Origin of the sequence: Oligella ureolytica DSM 18253, assembly GCF_000373745.1 — a bacterium.
Lineage (GTDB): Bacteria > Pseudomonadota > Gammaproteobacteria > Burkholderiales > Burkholderiaceae_B > Oligella > Oligella ureolytica.
Genome location: NZ_KB892299.1, coordinates 1 through 16,202 on the forward strand (window position 1 = coordinate 1; position 16,202 = coordinate 16,202).

Annotated in this window: 13 protein-coding genes; 5 read left to right on the forward strand and 8 right to left on the reverse strand. The window is 44.0% G+C overall.

The genetic code is table 11. From position 1 onward, the window contains the following. Window positions 1-850: 850 nt before the first annotated feature. Both B092_RS0106270 and folE read right to left on the reverse strand, forming a co-directional pair. Window positions 851-1,948, reverse strand: a complete 1,098-nt coding sequence (locus tag B092_RS0106270; RefSeq protein ID WP_018574399.1) for a tartrate dehydrogenase — start codon at window positions 1,946-1,948, stop codon at window positions 851-853. Window positions 1,949-1,962: 14 nt separating this feature from the next. After that, a complete protein-coding gene (gene folE / locus B092_RS0106275) occupies window positions 1,963-2,661 on the reverse strand; it encodes a GTP cyclohydrolase I (RefSeq protein ID WP_018574400.1) in 699 nt (232 codons plus the stop codon). Window positions 2,662-2,894: 233 nt separating this feature from the next. On the opposite strand from folE, the gene B092_RS0106280 reads away from it, so the two are divergent. Genes B092_RS0106280 through B092_RS0106290 form a run of 3 tightly spaced genes read left to right on the forward strand, consistent with a single transcriptional unit; the run spans window position 2,895 to window position 5,749 of the window. Then, window positions 2,895-3,908, forward strand: coding sequence for a DctP family TRAP transporter solute-binding subunit (locus B092_RS0106280; RefSeq protein ID WP_018574401.1), 1,014 nt, complete (start codon window positions 2,895-2,897; stop codon window positions 3,906-3,908). Window positions 3,909-3,966: 58 nt separating this feature from the next. Next, the gene (locus tag B092_RS0106285; protein ID WP_018574402.1) at window positions 3,967-4,455 is read left to right on the forward strand and encodes a TRAP transporter small permease; all 489 of its coding nucleotides are present in this window, start codon (window positions 3,967-3,969) and stop codon (window positions 4,453-4,455) included. After that, window positions 4,445-5,749, forward strand: a complete 1,305-nt coding sequence (locus B092_RS0106290; protein WP_018574403.1) for a TRAP transporter large permease — start codon at window positions 4,445-4,447, stop codon at window positions 5,747-5,749. Before B092_RS0106285 ends, B092_RS0106290 begins: the two co-directional genes overlap by 11 nt. A 52-nt stretch (window positions 5,750-5,801) precedes the next feature. On the opposite strand, the gene B092_RS0106295 is transcribed toward B092_RS0106290, so the two are convergent. Continuing rightward, a complete protein-coding gene (locus B092_RS0106295) occupies window positions 5,802-6,128 on the reverse strand; it encodes an AzlD domain-containing protein (RefSeq protein WP_018574404.1) in 327 nt (108 codons plus the stop codon). Then, complete coding sequence (locus tag B092_RS0106300) at window positions 6,121-6,810, reverse strand: AzlC family ABC transporter permease (RefSeq protein WP_018574405.1); 690 nt, start codon at window positions 6,808-6,810, stop codon at window positions 6,121-6,123. Before B092_RS0106300 ends, B092_RS0106295 begins: the two co-directional genes overlap by 8 nt. Before the next feature lie 156 nt (window positions 6,811-6,966). On the opposite strand from B092_RS0106300, the gene rng reads away from it, so the two are divergent. Beyond that, a complete protein-coding gene (gene rng / locus B092_RS0106305) occupies window positions 6,967-8,430 on the forward strand; it encodes a ribonuclease G (RefSeq protein ID WP_018574406.1) in 1,464 nt (487 codons plus the stop codon). Between the two features lie 67 nt (window positions 8,431-8,497). Here the strand turns inward: rng and B092_RS0106310 are convergent, their stop codons facing one another. Both B092_RS0106310 and msbA read right to left on the reverse strand, forming a co-directional pair. Beyond that, entirely contained in the window at window positions 8,498-8,860 is a 363-nt protein-coding gene (locus B092_RS0106310) for a hypothetical protein (RefSeq protein WP_018574407.1), read from the reverse strand. A gap of 111 nt (window positions 8,861-8,971) precedes the next feature. Continuing rightward, window positions 8,972-10,744 (reverse strand): lipid A export permease/ATP-binding protein MsbA, encoded by a 1,773-nt coding sequence (msbA, locus tag B092_RS0106315; RefSeq protein WP_018574408.1) that lies wholly within the window; start codon window positions 10,742-10,744, stop codon window positions 8,972-8,974. 155 nt (window positions 10,745-10,899) lie between these two features. Between msbA and B092_RS0106320 the strand changes: the two genes are divergently transcribed. Next, the gene (locus tag B092_RS0106320) at window positions 10,900-11,826 is read left to right on the forward strand and encodes a glycosyltransferase family 9 protein (RefSeq protein ID WP_018574409.1); all 927 of its coding nucleotides are present in this window, start codon (window positions 10,900-10,902) and stop codon (window positions 11,824-11,826) included. Here the strand turns inward: B092_RS0106320 and B092_RS0106325 are convergent. Together B092_RS0106325 and dnaE are read right to left on the reverse strand one after the other, a co-directional pair. Further along, window positions 11,823-12,608 (reverse strand): YdcF family protein, encoded by a 786-nt coding sequence (locus B092_RS0106325; protein WP_018574410.1) that lies wholly within the window; start codon window positions 12,606-12,608, stop codon window positions 11,823-11,825. The two genes, B092_RS0106320 and B092_RS0106325, sit on opposite strands and share 4 nt — an antisense overlap. Before the next feature lie 39 nt (window positions 12,609-12,647). Next, window positions 12,648-16,190 (reverse strand): DNA polymerase III subunit alpha, encoded by a 3,543-nt coding sequence (gene dnaE / locus B092_RS0106330; protein WP_018574411.1) that lies wholly within the window; start codon window positions 16,188-16,190, stop codon window positions 12,648-12,650. Window positions 16,191-16,202 lie beyond the last annotated feature (12 nt).

Consider the following 16,202-nt stretch of genomic DNA (forward strand, 5'->3'; position numbering starts at 1 on the left):
TATCAAACCTTACTATTTCTTCATAACTTAAGTATAAGCACTTAAAACATAATTTATTTGGCTCACCGTCGTGAAACGGTGACTGCACATTATGCCAAGTGCCCACACTTATCGGTTGTTAAATTGTTAAAGAACATATTGGCTGATTTCAACCAAGTAATTAATCAAACTAAATTGCATCCTAACGATGCACCATTTAATCAATTAATTTGTTGTCATCACCCTGTCACATCCGCCGTTAATAATAAAAACTAGAACTTATTAACTAGTGCTTCGTGAGCAGCAAAGATTTAAATTATGACTCATCTAAATCTCTTTGTCAACACTTTTTATTAAAAACTTTAAATTAATTTAAAAACTTAATCGAAGTGTTGTTTTGTCGCAAAAAACTTAAAGTTTCTTTTTACCAACCACCGGGATAACCCCAGCTGCCTTAGCGACGAAAGATATGAATTATGAAGCATCCAAACCTTCTTGTCAACACCTTTTTATCAAAACTTAAAAATAATTTAAAAACCAATAAATCGATGTTGCTTTTCATCACTCACAGCTTTTCAGCTTCTTATGCCCTTAGGGATTTCCCTAATGCGTGAGCAACGAAAGAGATGAATTATGAACCATCTAACTCAACCTGTCAAGCAACTTGTGTGTTTTGGCAACAAATAATTTTAACAAGTATCAAAGAGTCATATATTCAGAATCTAGACCTTTAATGATACACCATTATTTTTATTTTGCTATGTCTTTATGCGATTTTTACAATTGTCCTATGACATTGGATCAATATAAGCTTCTATATTAATAAATAAAAAAACGGTGCAAAATCAAATCACACCGTTTTATCTACCGCTTAATGAGACTTAATATAGTCTACGACTGCATCACCTAAGTCACTAGTATTGGCCTTGCCACCCAAATCCGGTGTTTTAGGGCCATTTTTGTCTGCAAGCACGGCTTCGATCGCCTCTACAATTAAGTCATGGGCAGCTTGATAATTTGCATCACCATTACCCAAAAACTCCAACATCATTGCTGCCGTCCAAATCGTTGCTAATGGATTAGCGATTTTTTGACCGTAAATATCCGGGGCGGAACCATGAACCGGTTCAAATAAAGACGGGAATGTACGCTCAGGGTTTAGATTAGCTGAAGCGGCTAGCCCAATCGTACCGGTACACGCAGGCCCCAAGTCAGATAAGATGTCACCAAATAAATTTGAAGCCACGACCACATCAAAGCGATCGGGATTTAAAACAAAACGTGCCGATAAAATATCAATATGCTGCTTATCGTAGGCTATATCAGGATAGCTCTTAGCCATTTCATCAACACGCGCATCCCAATACGGCATACTAATCGCCATACCATTAGACTTCGTCGCTGCGGTTAATTTTTTGTCGCCACGCTTTTGCGCTAATTCAAAGGCAAATTTTAAGACGCGGTCTACCCCGTGTCGTGTAAAAATAGATTCCTGAATCACAAACTCTCTATCAGTGCCTTCAAACATGATGCCGCCAATAGACGAGTACTCTCCCTCGGTATTTTCACGTACAACAACAAAATCAATCTCGCCTGGCTTAAATTTAGCGAGTGGCGCAGGCACTCCCTCGAATAACTTCACTGGACGTAAATTGATGTATTGATCAAACTGGCGCCTGAATTGCAGTAACGAGCCCCACAGTGATACGTGATCAGGCACTTTGTCCGGCCAACCCACAGCCCCAAAAAAAATTGCCTGATAATCTTTTAAGGTGTCAAACCAATTATCGGGCAGCATCTGACCATGCTTAAGATAATAATCACAGTCGCCCCAGTCATAATGCTCAAAGACTAGGTTTAAATTAAAACGCTCTTGTACTGCTTCCAGTACCTTTAAGCCCTCCGGAATAATCTCTTGGCCAATACCGTCTCCATCCATCACGGCGATTTTATTTATTAAATTGCTCATTGATTACTACTACCCTACTCTGTTTTTGTTAATAAGTCTAAGAACTCTTTGCGTAAGTCTGAATTCTTTAAAAAGGCGCCACGCATCACACTATTAATCATTTTTGAATTCATATCCTTGACGCCACGCCATTGCATGCAAAAATGATCAGCTCTCATCACAATCGCTAAGCCTCGGGGGTTCATTTTATCGACCAACAGATCAGCCAGTTGCACAATCGCTTCTTCTTGAATCTGCGGACGCCCCATCACCCACTGCGTCAGGCGTGCATATTTGGACAAACCGATAAGATTGGAGTCTGAGTCAGGTAATACACCTACCCAAACTTGACCCATAATCGGACAAAGGTGATGTGAACATGCACTACGGACCTGGATAGGACCAATGATAATCAACTCACTAAGCTGTTCGATATTTGGAAACTCAGTAATTGGCGGCATTTTATGATATCTACCGGCAAACACCTCACGCACATACATCTTGGCGACGCGACGAGCGGTCTCCTGTGTGTTGTGATCTGTCTCAATATCAATAACCAGGCTTTTTAAGACCTCAGTCATCTTCTTTTCTACTTCTTGCTGTAGTAACTCTAATTCGCCATCTTCGATAAACTCAGCGATGTTGTCATTGGCATTGAAACGAGCACCTGCTGTTGTTATGCGCTTGCGTATGACATTCGAGATATAAGTTGTATCTGTATCAGAACCGCTCACCGGCACCTCTTTATATATAAATCAAATTTAGAATCATTTATTGTATTACGATTTTGCAAACGCTTCAGCAATCGCCCTAATTCTTCTATGTGAAACACCCAGTCGCCATGGTGAACCATTAATACAACGAATTATATTAAAGATAACCCTAGTTCATAAGCCATTCATCACACAAATCGACATGACTACGGCACAATCTAAATCTTAAAACGACAAAATCTTGGAGATTAACGATGCAACTAAAAAAATGGTTTAACTTAGGAATGGCTTCATTAGCCGTGTCAGCCACGATAGGGACTGCCGCATTTGCACAAGAAAGCAAAGAGTACTCCGTTTCTACCGTCCTTGGTGATGCCTATCCATGGGGTCAAATGGCTGAAAAATGGGCCGAACTGGTCAAAGAACGTAGCGACGGTCGCATTACGCTCAAGGTTTACCCAAATGCACAGTTAGTCTCAGGCGACCAAACCAAAGAATTCTCAGCGATGCGTAGCGGCTTAATTGATATGGCAGTTGGCTCTACAATTAATTGGTCACCACAAGTACCGGAAGTTAATCTTTTTTCACTACCTTTTTTAATGCCAGACAATGCAGCAGTCGATGCCATCACTCAGGGTGAAGCCGGTGAGACCGTATTTAAAGCCATTGAAAAACGAGGTGTCATTCCTCTTGCTTGGGGAGAAAACGGCTTCCGCGAAATCTCTAATTCTAAACAAGCCATCTCCATGCCGGCCGATCTTAAGGGAATGAAAATCCGCGTTGTCGGCTCACCTCTGTTCTTAGATACCTTCAATGCACTGGGTGCAAACCCAACACAAATGAGTTGGGCTGATGCTATGCCTGCTCTAACAACAGGTGCCGTTGACGGTCAAGAGAACCCACTTTCTGTGTTTTCAGCTGCACGTGCTGAGCGCGCTAATCAAAAGTACTTAAGCTTATGGCACTATATGAATGATCCTCTTATTTTCGGTGTCAGCGAGCGTGTTTGGAAAATCTTCAACGAAGAAGATCAAGTCATGTTAAAGCAGGCAGCTTATGATGCCGGTCAATGGGGTATTGAAAAATCACGTTCTGAACTGGAAGAAACACTCGCACAAATTCGTGAGCGCGGCGTTGAGGTCAATGAATTAACTCCTGAACAACATCAAGCCTTTGTTGATGCTACTAAAGGCGTTTATGACAAATGGATTCCTCGCATCGGTAAAGAGTTAGTTGAAACAGCCCAAAAAGCAATTGCCGAACGCTAAGCTCTTATTTACTCTGCGGCGCAGCCTAAAAGCTGCGCCTTTTCATTTTTGAAACACTATGTCTAAAAGCAAAAAAACGCGTCTTGAATCCTCACTTGGAGTCATTGCCCTGGCCCTAATTTGTATTATCAGTTTTGCCAATGTAGTTATCCGCTACATCACCGATATGTCCTTTGCCTTTACTGAGGAATATTCTATTTTTCTAATGGTCGTACTGGCTTTTGCCGGAGCCTCAGCCGCATCCAGACGCAATGAGCATATTCGAATCAGTCTACTAGAGCACCACTGTGGTAAAAAATCAAGGTATGTAATCTATACCATTCAATGGCTTGGCGCGCTGATTGTCCTGTGCTTAGTGACTTGGTATGGCGGCAAACTGACATGGGAGGAGTATATATATGATTCACTCTCCCCGGGACTGGGTCACCCCAACTGGATTTATTTGATTTGGTTACCTATTTTATCCGTTGCCATCATCTACCGTACGACTCAACATTGGCTTGAACTCATGACTAACCGCACTCAGGAGGCACATCATGAGTCCTGATTTATTTATGCTGCTGTCATTTGCCCTATGTTTAATGATTGGTATGCCCGTCGCCTATTCCCTAGGGATAGGCGGTGCCGTCGGTATTATTTTCGGACTCTCGCCGGACATGTTGGCCACGCTGGGTACTAACACCTATAACAGTGTGGCTAAGTATCCATTAATTGCTATTCCATTATTTATTTTGACAGGTATTGTTTTTGAACGTGTTGGGGTTGCTGCAAGTCTGGTCACCTTTGCCCAATCCATTATCGGACGAAGACCGGGTGGCCTGACACTCGTCGTGGTGATGGTCTGTTTGATTATGGCAGGTATGAGTGGCTCAGGCCCTGCAGACGCAGCAGCGGTTGCCATGGTGATGTTGCCCAGCATGACTAAGGCCGGCTATCCACGCGCTTTCTCAGCCACTATGATCGCGGCCTCATCCTCAACTGCTATCTTAATCCCACCTTCTATTGCCTTAATTTTATATTCAGTCATGTTGCCCGGCATGGATTTGCGCGCACTCTTTGCTGCAGGCCTTTTCCCGGGTATCTTAGCCGGTATCTCTATTTTAATTCCTTGCTACTTCATTGCTCGTATACGTGGCTGGGAAAAAAGTGAAACTGACGCCATTGAAAGGCCACCTTTTCGACAAAGCTTTATCAAGGCCTTACCGGCATTGTTCGCGCCGGTTATCATTTTGGGTGGGCTACGATCCGGTCTATTTACTCCAACCGAAGCAGCAGCAGTCGCTGTTGCGTATGGTCTTTTTATCGGCGTTGTCGTTTACCGTCAACTCACTTGGCGTAGTTTATTTGACATGTTCAACGAAGCGGCAAAGCTGTCAGGCATCATTTTATTGATCATTGCCTTAGCAGGTATATTTGCTTGGGCCGGTACCACGTTGGGGACATTTACCAAATTAGCGGAGGCCATGTTAAGCATCTCAGATAACGCTTGGGTCCTGCTGATCTTAATTATGATCTTGGTTTTATTTGCCGGCATGCTATTGGATGCCATTTCAATTTATTTAATTTTGACCCCGGTACTGATTCCATTAATTAATCATTTTGAATGGAATCCCGTCTGGTTTGGTATTTTATTAGCAATGAACATTGCTATTGGCCAATTTACTCCTCCCGTTGCCGTTAACTTATTAGTAACCACCAAGGTAGCAAATATTCGTTTGGAGCATACCTTTGGCTGGGCCATGTTATTTATGCTGGCTATGTTCTCTGCCCTCTTAATCGTTATGGTATTTCCGGGAATCACCTTATGGCTGCCGGAGTACTTAGGTTTTGCCACCTATTAGCAATCAAAAAACGGTCCCTTAATGATGTTCAATCATTAAGGGACCGTTTTTATCATATTAACAGGCATAGACCATAGCTAATGAGTCCTGCTAATACCGATAAACCAATGTTATTTTTCCAACGTGTCACGAGTATTACTGCAATTACGGAAATAAGATAGGGCCACAATGAAGCGGCATTGCTGATTAAATCTCGAATTTCGCCCGTCAACACAACGACAGTTGTCGAAAGCAACAAAGCAGGTCCCAAGATTTGCAAACGCCCCTGTGAAAAGTTAATCTTCTTTTTGCTTCGACTCATTAAGAAAAAGGGTAAGGCACGCGTAAGCCAAGTAATCACTGCTAAGGCTAAAATTGTCCATAAAAATCCATTATTCATGGCGCTTCCCCTTTGGCCGATACAGTACAAAAGCACTCATCGCGCCCGCAAAGATAGCTAAGGACGGGTAGCCACTTAAGGTAACCAACAAACTGACCATCGCCGCTGCGATCAACGCAAGTAACATCTGGCGATGGATGCTTATTACCGTTAGCACAACAAACAACGCAGGCAAAGAAAACTTCAGCACTTGTTCCAATAAGGGATAATGAGCAAGCAGCTGCTCACCGGTAATTAGCCCTAATATCGTACCGCCCACCCATGAGAGCCAAGCGGTCACGCCTAGGCCCCAAAACCATGCGATACGGTCGGCGTCTTTTATATACTTGAAACGATGAAACGCCGTGGCAAACACCTCGTCTGTTAAGAAAAAAGCCACAGCTAAGCGTTGCCTTAACGACTCTGGTAAATACGTACTGATAATGGGGCCATAAAATAAATGACGCATATTCAGCAAGGTAATCAACGCAACAATCATAAGCCAAGGTGTCGCTATTTTCATCGCGGCAAGAATAAAGAACTGCCCTGCGCCTGAATACACTATCAGCGAGGTCAACGAAATCTCACTGGCTTTGAGTCCCAAGCTACTCCCACTTATTCCAAAAGCCATCGCCACAGGTACATAACCTAAGACAATGGGTAAGCCATCCTGTAATCCTTTCAGTGCTGCTTTTATATTCATGGTTTCTTTTAAGCTTTAACACATATCAAAGCTGCTAATGATACTGAATTAAAGAAAATTTATCATCCGGATAAAGGACTTCAAAGCGATGATAAAGCAAAGCCACCTCACATACGCTAAGATATTAGTCAATCAAATAGATAGTATATTAAGTTAATGAACGAACAAATTTTAATCAACGTCACTCCCTTTGAAACTCGTGTGGCGATTGTCGAACAAGGCACAGTACAGGAAATCCAGCTTGAGCGGAGCAACCAACGGGGCAATGTCGGTAATATTTACTTAGGTAAGGTATCGCGTGTCCTACCGGGTATGCAAAGTGCTTTTATTGATATTGGCTTAGAGCGCGCGGCTTTTATTCACTTAGCTGATTTAAGAGAAAATCGCGTCAGTCGTCAAAACGATAACGTACAGGTACAAATCGAAAAGGTGTTATTTGAAGGACAAACGCTATTAGTACAGGTGATAAAGGACGCCGTCGGCACCAAAGGCGCCCGCGTTTCCAACCAAATCAGCATTGCCGGTCGTTCTTTAGTGTATTTGCCACACGAGCCACACATTGGTATTTCTCAAAAAATTGACTCTGAAGAGGAGCGCGAAAAGCTAAAACAACGCGTGCAAAACTTAATGTCCCCTGATGAAAAAGGTGGCTATATTATTAGAACGCAAGCTGGTTGGTCGACTGATGAAGAGCTCAAAAACGACCAAGAGTACCTCAGTCTACGTTGGCAAAAAATTATTGATGGTATGAAAAGGCACGGTGCCCCCGCTATGCTTTATGAAGACTTAACTTTAGCACAACGTGTGTTACGTGATTTTGCCAATGAAAACACACTGAGCATTGAAATTGATTCACGTACCGTTACCCAAAGCCTTAAGCAATGGGCCGAAATCTATACACCGGCAGTCGCAGACAAAATCAATCACTACACCGGTCCTCGTGCTTTGTTTGATCTGGCAAATGTCGAAGAAGAAATTCAAGCCGCCCTATCGCGACGCGTCGAATTAAAATCTGGGGGTTATTTAATTTTTGATCACAATGAAGCGTTGACCAGCATTGATGTCAATACCGGTGGCTATGTCGGATATCGAAACTTTAACGACACCATTTTTAAAACCAACTTAGAAGCAAGCTTAGCCATTGCTAGGCAATTGCGTCTACGTAACACGGGTGGCATTATTATTATTGACTTTATCGATATGGACAATGCCGAACACCAAGAAGCCGTACTAGACGAGTTAACAAAAGCCTTGGCTCGTGACCGTACTCATACCACGGTCAATGGTTTTTCCAGTTTAGGTTTAGTTGAGATGACGCGTAAACGCACACGTGACTCACTCCACCACCTACTCTGTGAACCCTGCCCCACTTGTCAAACCAGAGGTAATATATTAACCGCTCGTACGGTGTGCTATAACATCATGCGTGAGATTTTGCGTGAGGCGAAGCAGTTTAATCCAAAGGAGTTTAGATTAATTGTCTCCCCACATGTGATTGATTTGCTGCTTGATGAGGAAAGTGCTTTTTTAGCTATGCTGGATGAGTTTATTGGTAAACCAATTAGCTTGGAAGTTGATAATAACTATTCACAGGAAATGTACGATATTATCTTGATCTGATTTAAATGTTCAAAGGTGCCGTTTAAACACAAGGCACCTTTGATGTTGTCCGGCACTACAAAGCAAATTAGCTGTGACCGGGTTGTACACGAGACTGCATCTCAATGATCTTTTCTTCTAGCTGAGGAGAGGTTTCTAAAGCAATGAGCGCGCTATTTGAGTCATCGCGCTTTTCAATGCTGAGGTTAATATATTGCCCATCAAACACCTCCGGATCAGCACCGATTTCTACATAGCGGCTAAGTAATCGATCAACAGATGCTTGTGCTTGCATAACGTATTGCTCAAGATTTTCTTCGTTAGCATCCTGAAAAGCATTTTCAATGGTTTTTGATAAATCCCAGGTAAAAAACATCAGTGCATTAGGGCCTTTGACCTCCGGATGCTCATAGCCCCAATTCTCAATGGTGTGGTTCTTGGCAGTAGTCATAGTTATTCTCCGAAAAAAATTACCCCGTATCACTTCATCATACCGTGAAACTCAGGCGATGTCATTGGCTTACGGGGCTTTGAATTTGGTGCAATTGTTTAAAAAGGAAGATTAATTCTCTTTAAACTGCATTTCGTAAAGAGATTGGTACAATCCGCTATTTTTCAAGAGTGCCTCGTGACTTCCATCTTCAATGATGACACCATCATCAAGCACTAAAATTCTATCGGCATTTTTAACCGTCGATAAGCGATGAGCAATCACAAAGGTCGTGCGCCCTTTCATCAAGCGCTCTAGGGAGTCTTGAACAAGCTTCTCGGACTCATTATCCAGTGCAGAAGTTGCTTCATCTAAGATCAAAATCGGGGCATTTTTAAGAAGTGCCCGAGCAATGGCTAGGCGTTGACGCTGCCCTCCGGATAACCACGAACCGCTCTCACCAATCTGCGTGTTGATACCCTCAGGTAGACTTTGCACAAACCCCCATAAATTGGAGGCTTCAAGTACCGCACGAAGCTCCTCATCATCGGCGTCTTGATTTGAACCATAACGGATATTGTCTGCAATGGATCCCTCAAAAAGCACAACATGCTGACTGACGAGGGATAAGTTACGACGCAGACTGGCTAATGTGAAGTCATTGATCGGCGTGCCGTCTAAAGTGATTTGTCCACTGGTGGGTTCAACAAAACGTGGCAGCATATTCACCAAGGTCGTTTTGCCACTACCTGAGCGTCCGACTAAAGCCACCGTTTGACCTGCCTCCACTGTAAATGATAGGTTTTTGAGTACTTGCTCACTGCTCTCATTGAATCGGAAGTCAATCTCTTGAAAATCAATCACTGAATTTTCTTTGACTTGGCAAATCTTGGTGCCCTGATCCTTTTCTTTTTCTGTATCAATTAACTTAAAGACACTCTCAGCAGCCGCCATCATTTTTTGAGACTTACTGGCAAGTTTAGTTAAACGTCGTACCGGATCAAAAATCTGACCAAGTGCCGTAATAAATGCCACAAACTCACCGGGCGTCAGGCCACGCTCAGCTTGATATAACGCCACACTGCACACTGCTGCTACAGCAAAGGAAATGACCCATTGAGTCAAGGGGGACATAACGGCATCAGCCACTGACGCTCGCATCGCATAAGCTCGCAAGCCTTTGTTCACGCTAGTGAAACGGCTGCTCTCGCGCTCATAGCCGTCAAACAGCTTGACCACTCGCTGCGCATCAATACCCTCTCTTACCGTCGCGGTCAGGCTAGCATTCATATCTAAGGTCCGACGATTAATTGTCCGTAAACGCTTAGAAAAATAACTCCCTACAAGCACTGAAAAAGGAAAAATCAGCATGATGATCAGCGTAAGTTGCCATGATAAATAAAGCAACAAACCGACTAAGGCAATCACGACAAAGACTTCGCGGACTAAATTCGTGACAATTTCTGCTGCTAATTGCGTGACATTACCGGCATCTACTGTGAATCGATTAAGTAAACGCCCGCTATCACCCTTTTGAAACTCTGTGTCCGGCATATACAAAAGACTTTGAAACATCTCAGCACGGACACCGAATAAGACCTTATTGGAAACCCAGGCCATGAGGTACTCACCGCAGAAGTTAAAAACTCCACGAATCAACATCAAGCCAATAATTGACAACGGCATAAGCCAGATATAATCAGGTCGACTACCGGCAAATCCCTCATCCAGTAATGGCTTCATCAAATACGCCAACGCGGGTTGAGTAGCTGAGCCGATCATCGTGCAGATCACAGAAACAGCTAAAAACTTCCAAAAGGTTCCTACGCGCTCAAAAATTCGGCGCCACAACTGTCGTCGAACAGCCTTTTGCTCTTCCTTACTTAGTTTTTCAATATCGCTCAAGTCACATCACCTTATTATTAATAATTAACCGTGATTTTAACGGCTGGGGCAAAAAAAGTGTAAAGTTTCATTAGTTGCTTAATCACCGCATATTTCTTATGAAAAAAATATCAAGAATTTTTATTCGTTTACCAAATTGGGTAGGCGATGTTTGTATGAGCCTTGCGTCACTCAATGCCGTTATTAATACGGGGGCCAAGGTTGTTATCTGTGCTAAGCCTTGGGCTGAAAATTTACTGGCTGCCTATACCAAAAAATCTGATATTGAATTTTTAGCACTGAGTGGTCAATGGCGTGACGACGCTCAAAAAATCCGTGATTATCGCAAAAGCACCCCTGTACCCCATAAAGAAGTTGCCTTGTCGATTCCCGATTCGCTAACCGCGGCATTAATGTTCAAATTTGCCGGTCTGCCATGTGCCGGCTACAAAGATGATGGTCGCTCCCTGCTACTACGATGGCCGGTCACTAAAATCAAACCCAGACCACACAACGTGATTTCTTGGCATCATCTTACGCGAATTGCATTGGGTTATTGGGGTTTTAGCTGCTCTGCTCAACCAAATCAACGTATTTTACTACCCTTTACCGACGAGCATATCGCTGAAAAAAATGTCTACATGTCGCAACATGAGTTAAAAAGCAATGGTTTTATTGTAATCGCGCCGACCGCGGGCGGACTACATCATGGAAAAAGTAAAGTTTGGCCGGATTATGAAAAATTGACGCAAGCGTTTCAGCGCCTAGGCCATCGAGTGATTATGTGCCCACCCCCCAATGAAATTAACCAAGCCAGAAACAATGCAATGTCAGCAGAACTTCTTCCGCCACTGGCCTTAGGACCATTTACTGCATTACTCAACGAAGCCGCGCTCGTTATCTGTAATGACTCAGGCGTATCGCATCTCAGCGCAGCGGCTACGGCTAAACAAATCACCTTGATTGGCGTGAGTGAAATTGAGCACACCGGACCTTGGTCCACTAGCGCATTAACGCTCGGAGAAATAGGCCGTTGGTCGACGCTGGATGAAGTCTTGTCAACTGCTGAAGGCATCCTTCAGCACAAGGCAAGACCTAACTAAATCCACCCTCTCAATTGATATACCCAATAACCCAAATATTCTTTGATGATTGAGCGACTGGCAGATAAGGCGCGCATATTTGGCAAATAAGGATTAAAGTCCAGCTGATTGGACGGCATTTGGATCTGTGGTGGGTTTTGCGCAGCATAGGCTTTAATACCTAAGCTCTTGAATACGCCCATGGCACGCGGCATGTGCAACGCTGAGGTCACCACTAATACTGAGTCAACACCCTGTTCTTCCATCTTACGCTTGGTATAGAGAGCATTTTCTCTTGTTGTTTGGCTACTGTCCTCACGAACTATCGCCTCAGCCGGTACGCCTAGGCTTAACAGACTGGACTCCATACCTCGTGCCTCACTCACTGTGCCTGCATTTGCCCCACCTGAGACGATAATTAAAGGGGCTTTGCCTGCCGCATACAAGGCTTCAGCCGTATCTAAACGGCGATGAGTCAAATCTCTACCCACATCATCTTGGAACCAATTTAGTCTATTGGACGCGGTATTGCCACCTAGAACGACAATCGCATCGGCGTGGGGCACTTCTTCAACACTCGCAATCGCATATTGCTCTTCCAAAAATGACCCTACTTTAATCGACGTAATCGGTAATGACCAAAGCCCCAGCCAAACGACGGCAATCACTATGAAAACCATAGCTAAACGCCTCAAACGAATTAAAAAAAACACAACGCCCAGCACAAATAAAAACAGGGCTAAATTCTGCGGAACAATCAGTGAAACGAGATAGCTACTAAAAAAATGGGTAAATTCTGCCATATCCTGGGGCTTGTTTATTTTTAATAGGTAATAAATTAACTAATAATTTACTTCAAAGCTAGCAATTTCTGCGCGGGCAGCCAATCCCTCCAAAAATTGTGGGTTTAGCCGCACACGCCACTCTTCTCCTAACTGTATTTCACAAGAAATATGCGTCGTAGGATGATATAAAAACCTAACCGCCACACCATGAAAACCATTTTCGGGCTCAGCACGGTATGGATTCATCAATACATGCAATTGCTTGGCAGGAATCGGCTCTGTTAATACCACGCTTAAATCCTTGGCCACCGACTCACGAGCAGACTGTAAATTATAAAATGCATTGGCATTAATACGAAGGGTGTTGTTGAACTTACTGCGTGAAACTCGTGCTTCAACCAGCAATAAATCATCCACATTGAAAAGATGACGACAACTTTCATATAAATGCGAATCACAAGTCACTTCAATTTGCGCACTGCCATCATCAATTAATAAGAAATACAGTCTGTCATCTTTATCTTTTAGTTGAAATGCTCTGGTAGCGATCAATACCCCGGCAACCCATTGCGTACTCCGTGATTCTTTTAGATTGGCTAATGGCGCCGGTGCAAAACGTCTGACCTCATCGCGCCATACGTCAAACAAATGATGACTAAAATAAAATCCCAAGGCCTTTTTTTCTTCAATCAACATGTCATAAAGCGTCCAAGGCTTAATGCTCTGAATCTCGTGAGCGACGATATCACCTGAGTCATCGCCAAATAGCGATACTTGATTTGCGTTACGATCATTTTGTTCGGCCGCATCAATGGCCATGGGCAGACTTTCTAATAAGGCACGGCGATTGGTTTCAATGCTATCAAAGGCACCGGCTCTAATTAATGCTTCCATCGCCCGTTTGTTGACGGTATGGCGATCAATGCGGGAACAAAAATCATACAAATCCACAAAAGGACCATCGCTATTGCGTGCTGCTAAGATATTTTCAATCGCACTCTCACCGACTCCCTTGACTCCGCCCATACCAAAACGGATAGTTCGAATACTGCCTTTTTCTTCAAGGTGCTTATCAGGCACCGGTTCAAAGCGATATTGAGAATGATTAATATCGACCGGTAAAACAGTCAAACCATTGTCTAAAGAGTCACGCCAGAATATCTGAATCTTATCCGTATCATCCATGTCCGAGGATAAGGTAGCGGCCATAAATTCTGCCGGATAATACTTCTTAAGCCAAGCGGTTTGATAGGAAATTAAGGCATAAGCAGCCGAGTGCGATTTGTTAAAACCGTAACCGGCGAACTTCTCCATCAAGTCGAAGAGGTTCTTAGCCATCTCGCCATCATAACCCTTTTTGATGGCACCGGCTTCAAAGAGCTTGCGATGCTCCGCCATTTCTTCGGGTTTTTTCTTACCCATCGCGCGGCGTAACAGGTCCGCACCACCCAAACTGTATCCCCCGATAATTTGGGAGATTAACATCACCTGCTCTTGGTAAACAATCACCCCGTAGGTACTGTCAAGGGTGCTGGTCAGATCCTCATGAAAGTAGTCAACCTCTGCTCGTCCGTGCTTACGATTGACGAAATCATCTACCATTCCGGAGTCAAGAGGACCCGGACGGAATAAGGCTAAAACCGCAATGACGTCCTCAAAAGTCGAAGGTAGCAGCTTACGTAAGAGCTCCTTCATGCCTCGGGACTCTAGCTGGAACACGGCGGTTGTATTACCCTCGGACAATAAATCATACGTCGCCTTGTCGTCTAAGGGCACCGCCATAATATCAAAGGCTTCCTGACCTTGATTAAAGCGCTGGACATAGCGTACGGCCCAATCAAGAATTGTCAGGTTACGTAGGCCTAAGAAGTCAAACTTAACCAGACCTGCCGCCTCGACATCATCCTTATCATACTGAGATACAACGCTACCACTATGTCCGGGTTGACAATATAAAGGACAAAAGTCGGTTAACTTACCCGGAGCAATTAAAACGCCCCCGGCGTGCATACCTACGTTACGGACTAAGCCCTCTAACGGTAATGAGCTATCGACGATCGATCGAACCTCTTCATCATCATCGTAACGACGCTTAAACTCAGGTTCGCCCTCCATGGCATCACTAAGACTCCAAGGCTTTGCCGGATTGAAGGGAATCAATTTAGATAGACCGTCGCACAATGAGTACGGCATTTCTAACACGCGACCGACGTCACGCACGACAGCCTTTGCACCTAAGGTGCCGAAGGTAGCAATCTGACTGACCGCTGCACGACCGTATTTCTCCTTGACGTACTCAATAACTTTCTCACGCTTATCCTGACAAAAATCAATGTCAAAGTCAGGCATGGAAACACGCTCGGGATTTAGGAATCGCTCAAATAGTAAGTCATAGCGAATCGGATCCAGATCGGTAATACCTAAAGAATAAGCAACTAATGAACCAGCGCCGGAACCGCGACCGGGACCCACGGGTACACCATTGGACTTCCCCCAGTTAATAAAATCCTGAACGATGAGAAAGTAACCTGGGAAACCCATATCAATAATAATTTTACACTCAAGATCCAAACGCTCGCGATATACGGGATCTTGCTTAGCACGCTCCTCCGGATCCGGATAAAGAAACTCTAACCGCCCATCTAAGCCCTTGTGTGACAGCTCAATTAAATATTCACCCAGCGTCATCCCCTCCGGGGTTTCAAAGTCCGGTAAATTAGGCGTACCTAATTCAATGGTTAAATTACAGCGCTTAGCAATCTCTACGGCGTTAATCGTCGCTGAAGGGATATCGCTGAATTTTTTCAGCATCTCTTCGGAGCTTAAGTAATATTGCTGAGGATTAAAACGCTTAGGACGATGTTGATTTGCCAGTACTTCACCATGGGCAATACAGACACGCACCTCATGAATATCAAAGTCATCAGGGGTTAAAAACTGCACGGGGTGTGTAGCGACGACCGGTAGCCCTGTTTGTTGGGCGACTTTAAGGGCTTCTTGAACATAACGCTCATCGCCATCAAAACCTGCCCGCTGTAATTCAATATAAAATCGATTAGGGAAATACTTAGCCCAACGTTCGGCAATTCTCACCGCCTGCTCGAAGCGTCCGACCTCCAGCGCTTGACCAATATCACCCTGACGGGCACCTGACAACAGAATCAGGCCATCCGTATCTTCAGGCTTTTCTAACCACGCCGGCTTCAACTGACCGCGATCGATTTGGGCATTATCAATCCACGACTTAGAGATAAGCTCACACAGTTGCAAATAGCCATTGTGATTGCGAGCAATTAAGAGGCAACGAAAAGGCTTTTTCTCATCATCCGGATTATCAATCCAGAAATCACACGCTGCAATTGGCTTAATACCGGCTCCACGCGCTGCTCGATAAAACTTAATGTAGCCAAATAAATTACCTAAATCCGACAGAGCCAACGCCGGTTGATTAAATTGCTTCGCTTGCTTAATCAATTCCCCTATTCGAATCGTACCGTCGACGACTGAATACTCTGAATGGGTTCTAAGATGCACAAAGGCCGGGGTGGATTGAACTTCAGCCGCGCTGCTATCTGCAGCGGCAAGCATGGTATCGGACATAACTTACTCTCT